Annotated in this window: 12 protein-coding genes; 5 read left to right on the top strand and 7 right to left on the bottom strand. The window is 29.8% G+C overall.

Going from position 1 to position 15,597, the window contains the following annotated elements:
* Positions 1–98: 98 nt before the first annotated feature.
* The gene (locus tag BR69_RS0117025) at positions 99–1,826 is read right to left on the bottom strand and encodes a phospho-sugar mutase (RefSeq protein ID WP_027634287.1); all 1,728 of its coding nucleotides are present in this window, start codon (positions 1,824–1,826) and stop codon (positions 99–101) included.
* A gap of 386 nt (positions 1,827–2,212) precedes the next feature.
* Positions 2,213–2,785, bottom strand: a complete 573-nt coding sequence (locus tag BR69_RS0117020; RefSeq protein WP_027634286.1) for a 50S ribosomal protein L25 — start codon at positions 2,783–2,785, stop codon at positions 2,213–2,215.
* Positions 2,786–3,145: 360 nt separating this feature from the next.
* Here BR69_RS0117020 and BR69_RS0117015 point away from each other — a divergent pair, with 360 nt between their 5' ends.
* Positions 3,146–4,606: an aminotransferase class I/II-fold pyridoxal phosphate-dependent enzyme gene (locus BR69_RS0117015; RefSeq protein WP_027634285.1), complete on the top strand. Its 1,461-nt coding sequence runs from the start codon at positions 3,146–3,148 to the stop codon at positions 4,604–4,606.
* A gap of 29 nt (positions 4,607–4,635) precedes the next feature.
* On the opposite strand, the gene BR69_RS0117010 is transcribed toward BR69_RS0117015, so the two are convergent.
* The 4 genes from BR69_RS0117010 to BR69_RS0116995 all read right to left on the bottom strand — a co-directional run bounded on the left by BR69_RS0117010 (position 4,636) and on the right by BR69_RS0116995 (position 8,446).
* The gene (locus BR69_RS0117010; RefSeq protein WP_027634284.1) at positions 4,636–5,205 is read right to left on the bottom strand and encodes an indolepyruvate oxidoreductase subunit beta; all 570 of its coding nucleotides are present in this window, start codon (positions 5,203–5,205) and stop codon (positions 4,636–4,638) included.
* Positions 5,206–5,207: 2 nt separating this feature from the next.
* Complete coding sequence (gene iorA / locus BR69_RS0117005) at positions 5,208–6,971, bottom strand: indolepyruvate ferredoxin oxidoreductase subunit alpha (RefSeq protein WP_027634283.1); 1,764 nt, start codon at positions 6,969–6,971, stop codon at positions 5,208–5,210.
* A 28-nt stretch (positions 6,972–6,999) separates the two neighbouring features.
* Positions 7,000–7,896 carry a phosphate butyryltransferase gene (locus BR69_RS0117000; protein ID WP_027634282.1) on the bottom strand — a complete coding sequence of 299 codons (897 nt, stop codon included), beginning with the start codon at positions 7,894–7,896 and terminating at the stop codon, positions 7,000–7,002.
* A 322-nt stretch (positions 7,897–8,218) separates the two neighbouring features.
* On the bottom strand, positions 8,219–8,446 hold the full coding sequence (locus BR69_RS0116995) for a hypothetical protein (protein ID WP_027634281.1): 228 nt from the start codon (positions 8,444–8,446) through the stop codon (positions 8,219–8,221).
* Positions 8,447–8,830: 384 nt separating this feature from the next.
* On the opposite strand from BR69_RS0116995, the gene rocD reads away from it, so the two are divergent.
* The gene (gene rocD / locus BR69_RS0116990) at positions 8,831–10,045 is read left to right on the top strand and encodes an ornithine--oxo-acid transaminase (protein ID WP_341349682.1); all 1,215 of its coding nucleotides are present in this window, start codon (positions 8,831–8,833) and stop codon (positions 10,043–10,045) included.
* A gap of 330 nt (positions 10,046–10,375) precedes the next feature.
* Here the strand turns inward: rocD and BR69_RS0116985 are convergent, their stop codons facing one another.
* Positions 10,376–10,936: a DUF1836 domain-containing protein gene (locus BR69_RS0116985; protein ID WP_027634279.1), complete on the bottom strand. Its 561-nt coding sequence runs from the start codon at positions 10,934–10,936 to the stop codon at positions 10,376–10,378.
* A gap of 223 nt (positions 10,937–11,159) precedes the next feature.
* On the opposite strand from BR69_RS0116985, the gene trhA reads away from it, so the two are divergent.
* From trhA to BR69_RS0116970, 3 genes are all read left to right on the top strand, one after another.
* Positions 11,160–11,807: a PAQR family membrane homeostasis protein TrhA gene (gene trhA / locus BR69_RS0116980; protein ID WP_027634278.1), complete on the top strand. Its 648-nt coding sequence runs from the start codon at positions 11,160–11,162 to the stop codon at positions 11,805–11,807.
* Between the two features lie 516 nt (positions 11,808–12,323).
* Complete coding sequence (locus BR69_RS0116975; RefSeq protein ID WP_027634277.1) at positions 12,324–13,685, top strand: peptide MFS transporter; 1,362 nt, start codon at positions 12,324–12,326, stop codon at positions 13,683–13,685.
* Between the two features lie 314 nt (positions 13,686–13,999).
* Positions 14,000–15,358 (top strand): alanine/glycine:cation symporter family protein, encoded by a 1,359-nt coding sequence (locus BR69_RS0116970; protein WP_027634276.1) that lies wholly within the window; start codon positions 14,000–14,002, stop codon positions 15,356–15,358.
* Positions 15,359–15,597: the final 239 nt, after the last annotated feature.

Here is a 15,597-nt window from a genome sequence, read left to right as displayed (position 1 = left end):
CTTTCTATACTTTAAATATAGAATAATTATTGCCTATAAGGGCATTTATTAACCATAACATAAAGGCAAGAGTAAATCTCCCCTTGCCTTTTACCTAACTATTTTAAACCATCATTTATTATCTTCATAACACTCTCTTTAAATTCTTCTAATTTCTTTTTAGAATCCTCTAAAGAACTTCCTTTAACAGATAAATACACCTTCATTTTAGGCTCTGTTCCTGACGGTCTTACAACAAACCAAGAATCATCCTCTAATATGAATTTTAAAACATTAGATTTAGGAAGATTTATAATCTCTTCATGTATATTCACTAAGTCTTTTTCTATGCTTAACTTATAGTCTTGTTTCTTTACTATATTTACATTATTTACAGAAGTCTTCATAGAATGTCTTAAATGCTCTATACAGCTTCCTATCTTTTCTTGACCTTCCTTACCTTGAAGTTCTATAGAAACTAAATCTTCCTTTGAATAACCATAGGTATCATATAAATTAGTTAAGGCCTCATATAAGGATAATCCTTTTTCCTTATAATATAATGTCATCTCACATATTAAAGAAGCTGCCACTACTGCATCCTTATCTCTAACAAAAGTACCTGCCAGATATCCATAGCTTTCTTCAAATCCAAATAAATAATTTTTGCTATTATCTGTTTCGAACTCTCTTATTTTCTCACCTATATACTTAAATCCTGTAAGAACATCAATAATCTCTACACCATAATCCTTTGCTATAGCTTTTACAGCTTCACTTGTTACTATGGTCTTTATAACTACAGGATTCTTAGGTAACTTATTAGTTTCCTTTAAAGAACTTAATATATAATGAGTTAATAAAATTCCTGTTTCATTTCCAGTTAGAACTTTATATTCTCCGCTGTTATCCTTTACTACAGCTCCTATTCTATCACAATCTGGATCTGTTCCAAAGATTATATCTGGGTTTATTTCCTTTGCCATATCTAAGGCTATTTTAAATACCTTTGGATCCTCTGGATTTGGATATGGAGCCGTTGGGAATGTACCATCTGGCTTCTCTTGTTTTTCTACAATGCTTAGATTGTCATATCCCTGTTCTTTTAATACTCTCTCTATAGGCATTTTTCCTGAACCATGTATTGGAGTATATATTATTTTTAAATCCTTTGCCTTTTCTTTTATTAATTCTTTTCTTATAGATAGATTTTTAACTCTTTCTATGTAAGATCCATCTACCTCTTCTCCTATATAATAAAGAAGCTTCTTATTTACAGCCTCTTCTTCATCTATAGTCTTTATAGCGCTAAAATCTTCTATGGCATTTACATAGCCTATTATTTCTTTAGCTGGCTTATCTGTTACTTGTCCACCATCTTCTCCATATACCTTATAGCCATTATACTCCTTTGGATTATGTGAAGCTGTTATCACTATTCCACCCTTACAGTTTAAGTGTCTTACTGCATAAGATAGCATTGGTGTTGGTCTTAAATCTTCAAATAAGTACACCTTAACATTATTCCCTGCTAAAGTTAAAGCAGCGGCCTTTGCAAATTCTTTAGACATTATTCTAGAATCATAGGCTATGGCAACAGAAGGATTTTCAAAACTAGAATTTAAATAGTTAGCAAAGCCTTGTGTTGCTTTACTTATGGTGTATATATTCATTCTATTAGTTCCAGCACCTACTACCCCTCTAAGTCCACCTGTTCCAAATTCAAGATCTTTATAAAATCTATCTTCTATTTCTATTTCATCTTCAATATTTTTAAGTTCATTTTTTGTTTCTTCATCTATATGGCCTGAATTTAACCATAAATCATACTTTTCTAAATAAGTCATAAGTACCCCTCCTATTTATAGCATCATTGAATTATTATACTATAAAATTAATATAGATAACCACTATTTTACCATTAATTCTTCTCAATTATTATATATATAATTTTCAAATAATTGTTTACATTTTCGTTAACTTTATAATGTCTAAGTTTTCTAACTTCCTATTTTTCATATATTATTTAGTAATTCTTATAATGTATACTTTTAATGAAACAAAACCTTAAATGTTATTTATAGTCTAAAATTTAATGCCTTTTCTCAATATCTAATATATTTTGTAATAAACCTTATAGCCATGAGATAAACTTTAGAAATACCCCACTAAAGAGATAGTCATGACTACCTTTTTAGTGGGGTATTGAACATACTTTATATCAAAGGATACTTTACTCTTCTTCCTCCATAAGTAATGCATCTCTAATAGAGTAACTTATAGAGGCAATTACTGTATTTAGGTCATCTAATACACTTATCTCTGATCCAAATTCTACATCTGAAATTTTTATGGCAGAGCCTATATCATCTTGTTTTAGATTTATTGAAACATAGCTTGGAATCTTATCACTAGAACACTTTATTTTAATTGATGGCTTTTCCTTTTGTATTACTCCACCATTTTTAGTTATAAACTTCTCATTTAAATATCTTACAGGTACTTCTGTCTGTACCTCTTTGTTACTAACCTCTTCTAAATCTATGTGTATTATATTATTATATACAGGATCTCTTTGAACTTCTTTTATAATAACCTTTTTTTCTTCCCCTTCTACATTTACATTTAGCATACCATATTCCCCATTGGTTACTATTTCTTTATTTAACTCAAGTTCTCCTACTTCAAATAAAAAGTTTGACCTTAGAGCTCCATATAAAACTCCTGGTACCTTTCCCTCTTTCCTTAATTTCTTTGCTGAATTATTTATGTTGTTACTTCTTTCTCTTATACTTAAATTTTCCACATTTATCCCTCCTTTTCCTTATTATCTCCAAGGAAGGATTTATTATACTAATTAAGTTCTAAAACTTTATTGTATACTTCTAATAACTAATATAAGTCCTTAACTTATTCATTAAGAACCTCTTGATTTATCTTGCCTTAGAAATATATATAAATTAATTTTTAAAAATATTTATTATATATTGAATTTTATTATATAAAGGTATATTTCCTCACTCAATAGCCTATAAATTATAATGAAATACCCTATATAAATTTATTCTTTGTAAAACCTTAATTATTATTGCATTCCTTATAGGTTTAACTTATAATAATATTGTTTTATTCAAAGAAAATCTAGAGAAGAGGGGGCCACTTTTAGGTGTATAAGTTAAATCAAAATGAAACTCCTTTATTTGATGCCTTAATGGAGTATGTTAATAGAGAAACCGTTCCTTTCCATGTACCTGGTCATAAAAAAGGTATTGGTATGGATGAAGAATTTAAGAATTTTATAGGAGAAAATCCTTTTAAAATTGATGTTACTGTGTTTAAACTAGTAGATAGTCTTCATCATCCAACAGGAGCTATAAAAAAGGCTCAAGAACTTGCTGCAGATGCTTATGGATCTGATGCTGCATTTTTTTCAATTCATGGAACATCAGGGGCAATACAAGCCATGATAATGTCTGTTGTTAATGAAGGTGAAAAAATAATTATTCCAAGAAATGTCCATAAATCTGTTACGGCAGGAATAATATTAAGTGGTGCAAGACCTATATATATGCAACCAGAGCTTGATAAAGATCTTGGTATTGCTCATGGTATTACCCCAAATACAGTGGAGGAAACCTTAAAGGCTAATCCTGATGCAAAGGCTGTTTTAATAATTAATCCAACTTATTATGGTGTTTCAACAGATTTAAAAACTATAGCTGATATTGTACATAGCCATAATATTCCTCTTATTGTTGATGAGGCTCATGGACCCCACTTAAGGTTTAATGATAAGCTTCCTATGTCATCAATGGAAGCTGGAGCTGACATATGTGCTCAAAGTACTCATAAAATAATAGGTGCCTTAACTCAAGGTTCTTTACTACAAGTTAAGTCTAAATATGTAGATATAAGTAGAGTTCAACAAATTTTAAATCTTCTACAAACTACATCGCCTTCATATATATTAATGGCTTCTCTAGATTGTGCTAGACGTCAAATTGCTCTTTCTGGTAAAGAACTTTTAGATAAATCTATAGATCTTGCAAACTATGCTAGAGCTGAAATAAATAATATTCCTGGATTCTATTGCTTTGGTGAAGAAATACTTGGAAACCCTGGAGTGTATTCATTAGATCCTACTAAAATTACTATGACATGTAGAGATCTTGGTATAACTGGATATGACTTAGACATGATTTTATCTAATAAATATCATATACAACTAGAACTTTCAGATTTATACAATGCTCTTGCAGTGGGATCCTTAGGAGATACTAAGGAAAATATAGATAAGTTAATAAATGCTTTAAAAGAAATAAGTAAAGACTATATGGGAAAATCCTCTAAGAAGCCTGACTTTTTAGATATACCTAATATTCCTCCTCTTGAAAAACTTCCTAGGGAAGCTTTTAATAGTGAGAAAGAGTCTTTATCTTTAAGAAATAGTATAGGTAGAATAAGTGGTGAGTTTTTACTTGCATACCCACCTGGAATTCCTGTATTATGCCCTGGTGAAATAATAACAAAAGAAATAATAGATTATGTTGAAGAATTAAAGGCTGTAGGACTTTATGTTCAAGGAACTGAAGATCCTAAGGTTGAAAATATAAAAGTAGTAAAATAAAGGCTTGGATAAACCAAGCCTTTTGCTTTTTAAGCATTTAATCCATATTCCAAAGCATTCTTATTTAAATCAAATACCTTAGAAGGAACACTTTCCTTTAAAATTTCAATCCAATTTATTTCTTCAAGTCCTAAGGCTTTTATAAGAGCTCCAAGTAACACTACATTTTGAGCCTTTATATTTCCAAAACCTTCTGCAACTTTAGCTGCATCTATTATAAGGGTTTTTTTCACTTCATTTTTAAGCTGCTCATTTACATTCTCTGGGTACTTCTCGCTTCCCATAACAACAGTTACAGGATGTATCTCATAGTCATTAACAATTAAAGCTCCACCCTTTTTTAAGAAGCTTATCCATCTAGCTGCTTCACTTTTTTCAAAGGCTACTATTACATCTGCATCTCCTTCTTCTATAAGTGGGGAATATACCTTTTCTCCAAATCTGACCTGAGTAGAAACATTTCCCCCTCTTTGAGCCATACCATGAACCTCTGACATTTTAACATCATATCCTGCTTTTAAAAGTCCTTCTGTTAGTATTTTAGAAGCTAGAATTGTTCCTTGTCCTCCTACTCCTACAAATAAAATGCTCTTTGTCATAATTATTCACCCACCTTTTCTATTGCTCCAAATTTACAAGCCTGCTTACATATTTCACAGCCATTACACATATTCTTATCTATTTGAGATTTACCATTGCTATCTTGACTTAATGCAGGACATCCTGTTCTAAGGCAAGCTTTACATTTAACACACTTTTCTGAAATTACTCTACATTTTAAGTTTGCTCTCTTTTTCATTACATCTTTAATTAAAGCACATGGTTGTTTAGTTATTATAACAAAAGGTTCATTACTATTATAAGCTTCCTTAACAGCTGCTTCTGTTTCCCCTAAATTATAAGGATCTACAACTCTTAAATTTTCTTTCTTAATTCCAAGGGATAATACAACCTTTTCTATATCTATCATAGGTGCTTCTTTTCCTTGAAGAGTCTTTCCTGAACCTGGATTTTCTTGATGTCCTGTCATTCCTGTTATTCTATTATCTAAAATACATGTAACTATTGGAATATTGTTATAAACAGAATCTATAAGTCCTGTTATACCAGAATGGAAGAAAGTTGAATCTCCAATAAATGCAAATATCTTAGATTTCTCTCCTGCCATTTCCCTTGCTTTTTGTATTCCAAGTCCACCCGATATAGATGCTCCCATACAAATTACTGTATCTGTAACACTTAAAGGTGGAACCATACCTAAGGTATAACATCCTATATCCCCTGTAGCTATTATATCCTTACGCTTAGATACTGCATAGAATATTCCTCTATGAGGACATCCTGGACATAAAACCGGTGGTCTATTAGGTGCTTTAGCATCTACACTATAAACCTTATCCATTTTTTCATTAAGTATAGCTTTTCTTATTATATCTGGATTTAATTCTCCGCAAACTGGTATTACTTCTTTACCTATGCACTCTATTCCCATAATTTTTACAAACTCTTCAATATAGGGATGATTTTCTTCTATTATATAAAGCTTATCTACTTTTTCACTAAAATCTTTTATAAGTTTATCTGGTAATGGGAATGTAAATCCAAGTTTTAAGTAAGAAGCCTTTTCTCCAAAAACCTCTTTTGCATAATGATAGCTTATTCCACTAGTTATTATTCCAATAGATTTATCTCCCATCTCTATTCTATTTAAAGGAGTTTTGTTGGAATATTCTTTTAATTTTTCTAATCTCTCTTCCACCTCATAATGCTTAGCTCTAGCATGAGCTGGTATCATAACATACTTTTTAATATTCTTTTCATATTTTTTAATAGGCGTTTCCTGTCTTTCCTCAAGTTCAACTATACTCTTTGAATGTGACACTCTAGTGGTAGTTCTAAATAAAACCACTGTATCAAATTCTTCACTAATATTAAAAGCCTCTTTTATATATTCTTTACACTCCTTAGAATCTGAAGGTTCAATTAATGCCACTTTAGCATGTGGAGCGTATAATCTATTGTCTTGTTCATTTTGTGAGGAATGCATTCCTGGATCATCAGCAGTAACAACAACAAAACCTCCATTTACCCCTTCATAAGCCATAGTAAAAAGTGGATCTGCAGCTACATTAACCCCAACATGTTTCATAGTTGATAAACTTCTAGCCCCTCCAATAGAAGCTCCAGATGCTACCTCAAAAGCTACCTTTTCATTAGGTGCCCATTCTGCATAAACCCCTTCATACTGTGCAAAATTTTCTAATATTTCTGTACTAGGTGTTCCTGGATAAGCTGATGCTATATTACATCCTGCCTCATAGGCACCTCTTGCTATGGCTTCATTACCACTCATTATTTTTTTCATATTAAATCCCCCTTAAGTAGTACAAATTCTATCCAATAATAGCTCCAAGAGCTATTGAATAAAGCTTAGATTTAGCTGTATCTGCTCTAGATACTAAAACAATAGGACATTTAGCCCCCATAACTACCCCTGCATTTTCTGCTTCTGCAAAATATGTTAAAGATTTTCCTAGGAAATTCCCAGCCTCTATATTTGGCATTAGTAACACATCTGCATCCCCTGCTACTTCACTTATTATTCCCTTATGCTCTGCTGCCTCTTTTGATATGGCATTATCAAGAGCTAAAGGACCATCTATTATACATCCTTTAATTTGCCCCCTCTTATTCATAGCACTTAAAATTGATGCATCTAATGTAGAATTCATAGATGGATTAACTACTTCTACAGCACAAAGAGGAGCTATTTTAGGATTGTGTATTTCTAAACTATGACAAACCTTCACTACATTATCTATAATTCCTATCTTATCCTTAAGTTCTGGATAAGGAACCATCCCCCCATCAGTCAAGAATAAAAGCTTATGGTAGGTTTTAGCTTCATAAACCATTACATGTGATAATAGTCCATTACCTCTAATACCTGCTTCCTTATTTAAAACAGCCTTTAAAAGGTCAGCGGTACCCAGCATTCCCTTCATTATATAGTTAGCTTGTCCATTTCTCACAAGCTCTACAGCCTTTAATGCTGCTTTTTTAATATTCTTTTCATCTAGGATTTCTACCTTTTCTAAGGATAGGCTTTCATCCTCTGCTATTTTTTCTATTTTTTCCTTATTACCAACTAAGATAGCATTTATAATTTCAAGGTCTACCCCCTGAAGTACTGCCTTTAAAACCTCACTATCTTCTGCCACTGCTACAGATAAAGTCTTTCTTTCCTTTGATTTTGCAATGTCTATAAGTTCTTTTAATGACTTAATCATTTCTCCTCCCCCTCTATAAACGTTTACAAGATTATATATTATAATAGGTTTAATTTTATTCTTCTAATTTCAGTATAATATATGAACATTTTTTGTCAATTTATTCTGTTAAAGTATACACTCATATAAGATTTATTTAATTTTTCTATTAAAATCTTATATATCCTCTCAATTAGCTAAATATCTAATACTTCTTCTTTGCTAAACCTTAATCCTAATATTTCATTGTCCTAAAACCCTATATTATTACTTACTAAAAATTTTATATGATACCTTAGTGTCTAATGCATATAAAATAAAAAAAGGACAATTTTGTCCTTTTTTAATTCATCTCAATTATTTCTCCAGTATCAGTATTTATAATTATTGTAGCACTCTTATGATTAGTTGATTTTTCAACATTAACAACCTCATTAGTTGAATTGTCTATTTCTACCTTAGTCTTATTGAAATTATTGTCAGCCTTAGTAGGAATAGCAGCCCCTAGAATACAAACTGATCCTAATAATAATGTAGTTAAAAAAATTTTAAAAGATTTTGATTTTACCATAAATAACTCCTCCTTATTTTTATCATATATTACAACCATAACACATAATTGGTAATATACATGCATTAAAACACTTTCTATATTAGCAATGTATAATAATGCTTTAACACGTATTACTATAACCCTTATCTTTATTTTTCAAAAACACTTTTTAGTTTATATATTTATATCAATATTATTACTCAATAATATTTTAAGTTATATGTAATAATATTTAAACAGTATGTAACTATTTCCTAACACCTCTTACATTTTTTTCATAATTATTTTATAATTATATTAAGGAATTTTAAATATGATAAATTACTAAATGAATTTTTTACAACATAGTATATTAAAGTTCCAAATATCTAATAATATTTATATTTAGATTATTTAGGAGGGATTAATATTAAAACTACAGTAAATTATTTAGAAGAAGTAAATAAGTATAGTGCGAAAAACTATAATCCTCTACCACTAATTCTTGAAAAAGGTCATGGTATATTTGTATATGATATAGAAAACAACAAGTATATTGATATGCTCTCTTCCTATTCAGCATTAAATTATGGTCATAGACACCCTAAAATAATTAATGCTCTTATAGAACAAGCTTCTAATATTACTTTAACCTCTAGAGCATTTCATAATACAGAAATGGGACCTTTTCTAAAAAAACTTTGTGAAATTTCAGGATTTGACCAAGGACTTCTTATGAACTCAGGAGCTGAAGCTGTAGAAACTGGTCTTAAGGCAGCTAGAAAATGGGGTTATATAAATAAAGGCATAGAAGAAAATGCTGGGGAAATCATAGTATGTTCTAATAACTTCCATGGCCGTACCATAAGTATAGTAAGCTTTTCTACAGAAGAACAATATAAAAAAGGATTTGGTCCTTACACCCCTGGCTTTAAGAGTATTCCCTTCGGAGATACTGACGCTCTTAAAAAAGCAATAACACCAAATACTGTTGCTTTTTTAATGGAGCCTATTCAAGGAGAAGCTGGAGTAATTGTGCCTAAAGAAGGAATTCTTAAGGAAATTAAAGAAATTTGTAAAACCAATAACATATTATTTATTTTAGATGAAATACAAACTGGCTTTGGAAGAACAGGTAAAAACTTTGCCTTCCAACATGAGGATGCATCCCCTGACGTATTGTTAGTTGGGAAAGCTTTAGGTGGAGGCGTTTATCCTGTATCTGCCATGCTTTCTAATAAAGAGATTATGGATGTATTTAAGCCTGGAGATCATGGTTCAACCTTTGGTGGAAACCCTCTAGGAGCCGCTGTTGGTATAGCTTCATTAGATGTTCTTTTAGAAGAAGATCTTGCAAGAAAATCCTTAGAACTTGGAAAATATTTTATAGATGAGTTAGGTAAACTTAATAGCCCTTATGTAAAAGAAATTAGAGGTAAGGGACTTTTAATTGGGGTAGAAATAAAAGAAGAGTATGGTGGTGCTAGAAAATTCTGCGAGAAACTTATGACCCTTGGTCTTCTTTGTAAAGAAACCCACGAACACACAATAAGATTTGCTCCTCCTTTAATTATTTCTAAGGAAGAAATAGATCACTGTCTATCAATAATAAAAGAAGTATTATGTAATCCAATATAATTAATCCTTTATTCAATCTATGCTATATATAAAACTTATAATAAAGTGTAATCTTAAAAACTAAGAAGTACTAAACACTATTAGGATTTTAAAATATATCATTATATATTTATTAAGGGTTTACTCCTTTTAATTATTGATATTATATAAGCTATACATTTAACTACTATGACTATTATATGTTTTTTATAATATAAAAAATTAAATTAACTAAAAATATACCACTATGAAATTATATAATATTAATAACTTCATAGTGGTTATTTTAATCTCTTAAAAACTTTAGTTGTTTAAAATAATTAATTACTTCTTGTATATTATATATGCTAGTTATTTACTATCTTTAGGATAGTATAAATCAATAAGTTTCTCTCCTAATCTTTTGTACATATTTGCATTATTTATTAAATATAAGATTAAGAATTCAACAGAATTCTCCGCTTCTAATCCTTCAAAGATTTTCACTATATTATTATTAAACATATCTAATTCTTTAGAGTAATTATTTAAATACTTAGTATAAAGCTCTATTATATCTACCTTATCCCCATTGTTTATTTTAGCTACCACCGGCTCTAATAATCTTTTAATATCAGCAATGGATAAGCTTTGCTTTAAATTATATATGATTATTAAAATTATTATATGTTCCCTTGTGTATTTTTTATTTTTTATAGGCATCATGAGTTTATCTTTTGCGTAATTATTAATCATAGTTTTGGTCAAAATTTTATCTTCATCATTTCTTCTTGTAGAGTTTAAATGATTTTCAAAAAGTGTTATAACCTGATCCATATAAAGATCTAAGGATGGTATATCTTTAACATCTATACCCTTTTTATAATCCATACTTTTTATAATCTCTTCTAGTTCTTCCTTATTTAAATTCATTATTTCATCTCCTATATGTAGTTTCTATAACTATATGTAGTTATATTAATAATATAAGAAAACTAAAGATATTTCAAGAAATTCTATGAAATTCTAGATTTTATCTATATATTTGGCATATATATGGATTTGTTTTATATGAAACACATATTGTAATATATAAATAACAATACATAGTTTTTAAAACTACGTTATATATCATCTACATTAAAGGAGTGATTTTATGAATAAAAAATTTAGAGAACCCATAAATGGTTTCACCCATGTCTTTGGAGCTATAGTATCCTTGGTAGGATTAATTTTAATGTTAGTTAAAGTTCTATCTAGTAAAAATTTTTCTCCTGCCTCTCTAAGTTCTGCCATAATTTTCGGATTAAGTTTAATACTGCTATATACAACTTCTGGAGTATATCACCTTTTAAATAGTAGTGAAAAAGTTCTAAGTTTTATGAGGAAATTAGATCATTCCATGATTTTTGTTTTAATTGCGGGAACTTATACTCCCATCTGTTTAATTGCTTTAAGTGGAGGATTTAAATGGGGATTACTTATAGGTATTTGGTCTATAGCTATTTTAGGCATACTATTTAAAATGATATGGTTCAATGCTCCAAGGTGGATATCAACCTTTACTTATATTTTCATGGGATGGATAGTTGTATGCTTCTTTTCACCATTATCTAAAATTCTAAACATCTATGGATTCATATGGATGTTTATTGGTGGGTTATTCTATACCATAGGTGGTATTATCTACGCTAAGAAGTCTCCTAACATAAGCTTAAAATTTGGATTCCATGAGCTTTTTCATATTTTTGTTTTATTAGGCAGCTTAAGTCACTTTATACTAGTTTTTAATTATATAATTTAATCTTATATAATTATTTCTATCTGTTTTGCTTTTCTCTAAGAAATTTATAATTCTAATGATATATTAAATAATAATATATTAGAATTGTAAATTTCTTAGTGTATTTTAGATATAATATAAAAATAATTAACTATTTTTCTTAATTAAACTCCACTTTATAAAAATCTTTCCCCTTAATAACCCTAAAAAAATCCATTTTTATCAACTAAAAAAATGGATTTTTCATTAATAGTACAACTTTTAAACTTCTATTAAAACTTATAAATAATTTTATATTTTTCCTATCTAATTGTGGTATAAATTTCATCATTTTTGTTAATTTTGTTGAAATTTACACCATTTTTTTTGTTTACTTAGGTAACGTTTTCATGATATTTTAAAGATGTCATTTAATTAATTTTACATAATAATACCATATCTTTGTTTTTAAATAATACATCCCTAAATATTCCTTAGTTAAAAGTAGCTACTAGCTATTTTTATATAAATTTCAGTTTATTAAGGGGGAAATTTAAAATGAATTCCAGTGTAACTGCACAAAATACCCAAAAATTAAAACATCCAAAGGGGCTCTATCTTTGTGGATTAACCATAATGTGGGAAAGGTTTGCCTATTATGGGATGAAGTCCGTTCTTATCCTTTATCTAGCTGCTGAAATAGCTAAAGGAGGATTTGGCTTATCTAAGGGCTCTGCTACTGTACTTATGGGCTGGTTTGGTGGTCTTGTTTACCTTATGCCTGTACTTGGTGGTTATGTATCTGATAGGTATTTAGGTACAAAAAAATCCATAATTCTAGGATGCATCCTTATCTGTGGAGGACAAGTATTATTATTTTTAGGAATATCTAGAGTTTTAATTTATTGTGCATTAGGTTTAATCACTTTAGGAAATGGATTTTTTAAACCTAATCTAAATACAATGGTTGGTGATTTATACTCCAAGGAAGATGTAAGAAAAGATTCAGCCTTTTCTATACTGTATATGTTTGTTAACCTTGGAGCTACAGTATCACCATTCATTTGTGGAGCTTTAGCAGAACAAATATTTATAAAGAAGAGTGGAACTGAAATTATAAGTTATGGTTTCAAGTATGCTTTCTTAGCTTCAGCTATATCTATGCTTATAGGACTTATTTTCTTTATTGCTGGTAGTAAAAAATATTTAGGTACTCTTGGAGAAAAGCCAAACTATGTAGCTAAATCTTCTGATTCCAAGAATGCAACCGTACCTTTAACCCTTCAAGAAAAAAGAAGAGTTATTGTTATATTAATATTAGCATTCTTTGTTATATTCTTCTGGATAGGTTTTGAGCAAGGTGCTACCTCACTATCTTTATTTACACAAGAGTCTGTTAATAGAAACCTATTTGGAAAAGAAATTTCTACTGCGGCATTCCAATCTATAAATGCTATATTCTGCGTAGCATTTGCTCCAGTTCTAGGAGCTCTTTGGGTAAAACTTGCAAGCAGCAAAAATGGTGACCTTTCAATACCGACGAAAATGGGAGTTGGTCTTATCCTTTTAGGAATTGGATGTTTCTTCGTTGTACTAGCAGTACTTCAAAAGAATTCATCTGGTATGGCTTCTATGATATGGATTGTATCTTTTTATTTCTTTGAAACCATAGGAGAGCTTTGTCTATCACCAGTAGGATTATCTATGGTAAGTAAATTAGCTCCTGCAAAATTGATCTCTATGATTACTGGAGTATGGTTTATAAGTACATTTGCAGCCTCTACACTATCTGGATATGTAGCAAAGGCAGCCACAGATCTTGGAGAACTAGAAGTCTTCGCAATATTGGGTGTTGTTGTTATTATCTTAGGTCTTATCCTTATACTTATAAGGAAAAGGCTTGCTGCTATGATGGAGTAATAACTTAGCTATAATATATAAACTCTAATATTAAATGAATTTTATGTTAGTAAGTTCATTTAATGTTAGAGTTTATTCTTATATAGGGATATTTAGAAAAACTATAATATATGGAGAATTTATTACTTTTCCCTATACTAAATCTTTTTAATAAGATTCAGAATATTTTGCATATTGTATCTTAAGTGGTATAATTTACAAAACTAATTATTTATAAATCTTATTTTAATTCTTTACTTATGTTTGATTTTTAAAATAATGTTTTCCATTATTTTATGGAATAATTTTATTATATTTATATAAGGAGGTATTATATGGATTTATTGACCTTAGTAAAAAACATTAATTCTTTATTTTGGGGATTTTTGCTCTTAATTCTCCTATGTGGTACTGGTATTTTCTTTACTTTTAAGCTTAAATTTATTCAAGTTAGAAAATTTAAAGAAAGCTTTAAAAAAACCTTTGGTGGCTTAACACTTAAGGGAGCAAAAGCAGATAAAGATGGAATGTCATCTTTTCAATCCTTAGCTACAGCAATTGCAGCTCAAGTTGGTACTGGAAACTTAGCAGGTGCAGCTACCGCCATCGCTTCTGGAGGGCCTGGAGCAATATTTTGGATGTGGCTTAGCGCCTTCTTTGGTATGTCTACAATTTTTGCTGAAGCATCTCTTGCTCAGAAATATAAAACCACAGTAAATGGTGAGGTAACTGGTGGTCCAGCCTACTACATCCAAGCTGCCTTCAAAGGTAAGTTTGGTAAATTTCTTTCAAAGCTTTTTGCAATACTTATAATTTTTGCTCTTGGTTTTATGGGTAATATGGTACAAGCTAATTCTATTGGGGATGCCTTTAATAATGCTTTTAATATAAATCCTATTATCCCTGGAATAATAGTCGCTATATTAGCTGCCTTTATCTTCTTTGGAGGAATATCCAAAATTGCTTCTGTTACTGAAAAAATAGTTCCTTTAATGGCTTTATTTTATATACTAGGTAGTCTTTTAATAGTAATACTAAACATAAGTTCCCTTGGAGAAGCATTTAAATCTATTTTTGTTGGTGCATTTTCTCCAGAAGCTGCCACTGGTGGTCTTCTCGGGGTAACTATTAAACAAGCTGTAAGGTATGGTGTTGCTCGTGGATTATTTTCTAATGAAGCTGGAATGGGGTCAACTCCACATGCCCATGCCATAGCTAAGGTAAAACATCCTTGTGATCAAGGTATAGTATCCCTAATGGGAGTCTTTATAGATACTTTTATAATCTTAACTTTAACTGCCCTTGTTATTTTGACTACTGGTGCATTAGATGGTAATACTACTGGCATAAGTCTTACTCAAAATGCATTTAACCTTGGTCTTGGTACCTTTGGTAATTATTTCATAGCCATATGTCTATTCTTCTTTGCTTTTTCTACTATTGTTGGATGGTATTTCTTTGGAGAACTAAATATAAAATTTTTATTTGGTAAAAAAGCAACTAAGATATATGCGCTCATAGTTCTATGTTTTATAGTTCTTGGTTCCACCTTAAAAGTTGACCTGGTTTGGGAACTAGCCGATATGTTTAATGGATTTATGGTTATTCCTAACCTAATTGCTTTACTTGCCTTAAATGGTGTTGTTTCAAATTTATTAAAAGAATATGAAAACAAAGAAAATCTTAAATCTTAATTCTATTCTTATCTTATAAATCCTAGTGACTTTATATATAATAAACATAAAAGTAGGCTTTATACTAAGTTTAAACATCATTTAGTATTAAAGCCTCTTTTCTAGATATTCTTAAATAATTATTTAAAATATATTTAGTCATAATTGATACAATATTGTACCTTGCATTTCTCACCCTTATATTATTTATACTACTTATAATAAGTTAATATAATAACCTATCCCTTTGAAAAATCTAA

Origin of the sequence: Clostridium hydrogeniformans DSM 21757, assembly GCF_000686705.1 — a bacterium.
Lineage (GTDB): Bacteria > Bacillota > Clostridia > Clostridiales > Clostridiaceae > Clostridium_Z > Clostridium_Z hydrogeniformans.
The sequence above is the reverse complement of the archived record's forward strand: the minus strand, read 5'-3'. Positions and strand labels throughout refer to the sequence as shown.

Excerpts from the sequence above, each read along its gene's own strand:
- BR69_RS0117025 (WP_027634287.1), bottom strand. The coding sequence starts at position 1,826 with ATGACTTATTTAGAAAAGTATGATTTATGGTTAAATTCAGGCCATATA.
- BR69_RS0117010 (WP_027634284.1), bottom strand. The coding sequence starts at position 5,205 with ATGACAAAGAGCATTTTATTTGTAGGAGTAGGAGGACAAGGAACAATT.
- iorA (WP_027634283.1), bottom strand. The coding sequence starts at position 6,971 with ATGAAAAAAATAATGAGTGGTAATGAAGCCATAGCAAGAGGTGCCTAT.
- BR69_RS0117000 (WP_027634282.1), bottom strand. The coding sequence starts at position 7,896 with ATGATTAAGTCATTAAAAGAACTTATAGACATTGCAAAATCAAAGGAA.
- BR69_RS0116995 (WP_027634281.1), bottom strand. The coding sequence starts at position 8,446 with ATGGTAAAATCAAAATCTTTTAAAATTTTTTTAACTACATTATTATTA.
- BR69_RS0116985 (WP_027634279.1), bottom strand. The coding sequence starts at position 10,936 with ATGAATTTAAATAAGGAAGAACTAGAAGAGATTATAAAAAGTATGGAT.
- trhA (WP_027634278.1), top strand. The coding sequence starts at position 11,160 with ATGAATAAAAAATTTAGAGAACCCATAAATGGTTTCACCCATGTCTTT.
- BR69_RS0116975 (WP_027634277.1), top strand. The coding sequence starts at position 12,324 with ATGAATTCCAGTGTAACTGCACAAAATACCCAAAAATTAAAACATCCA.
- BR69_RS0116970 (WP_027634276.1), top strand. The coding sequence starts at position 14,000 with ATGGATTTATTGACCTTAGTAAAAAACATTAATTCTTTATTTTGGGGA.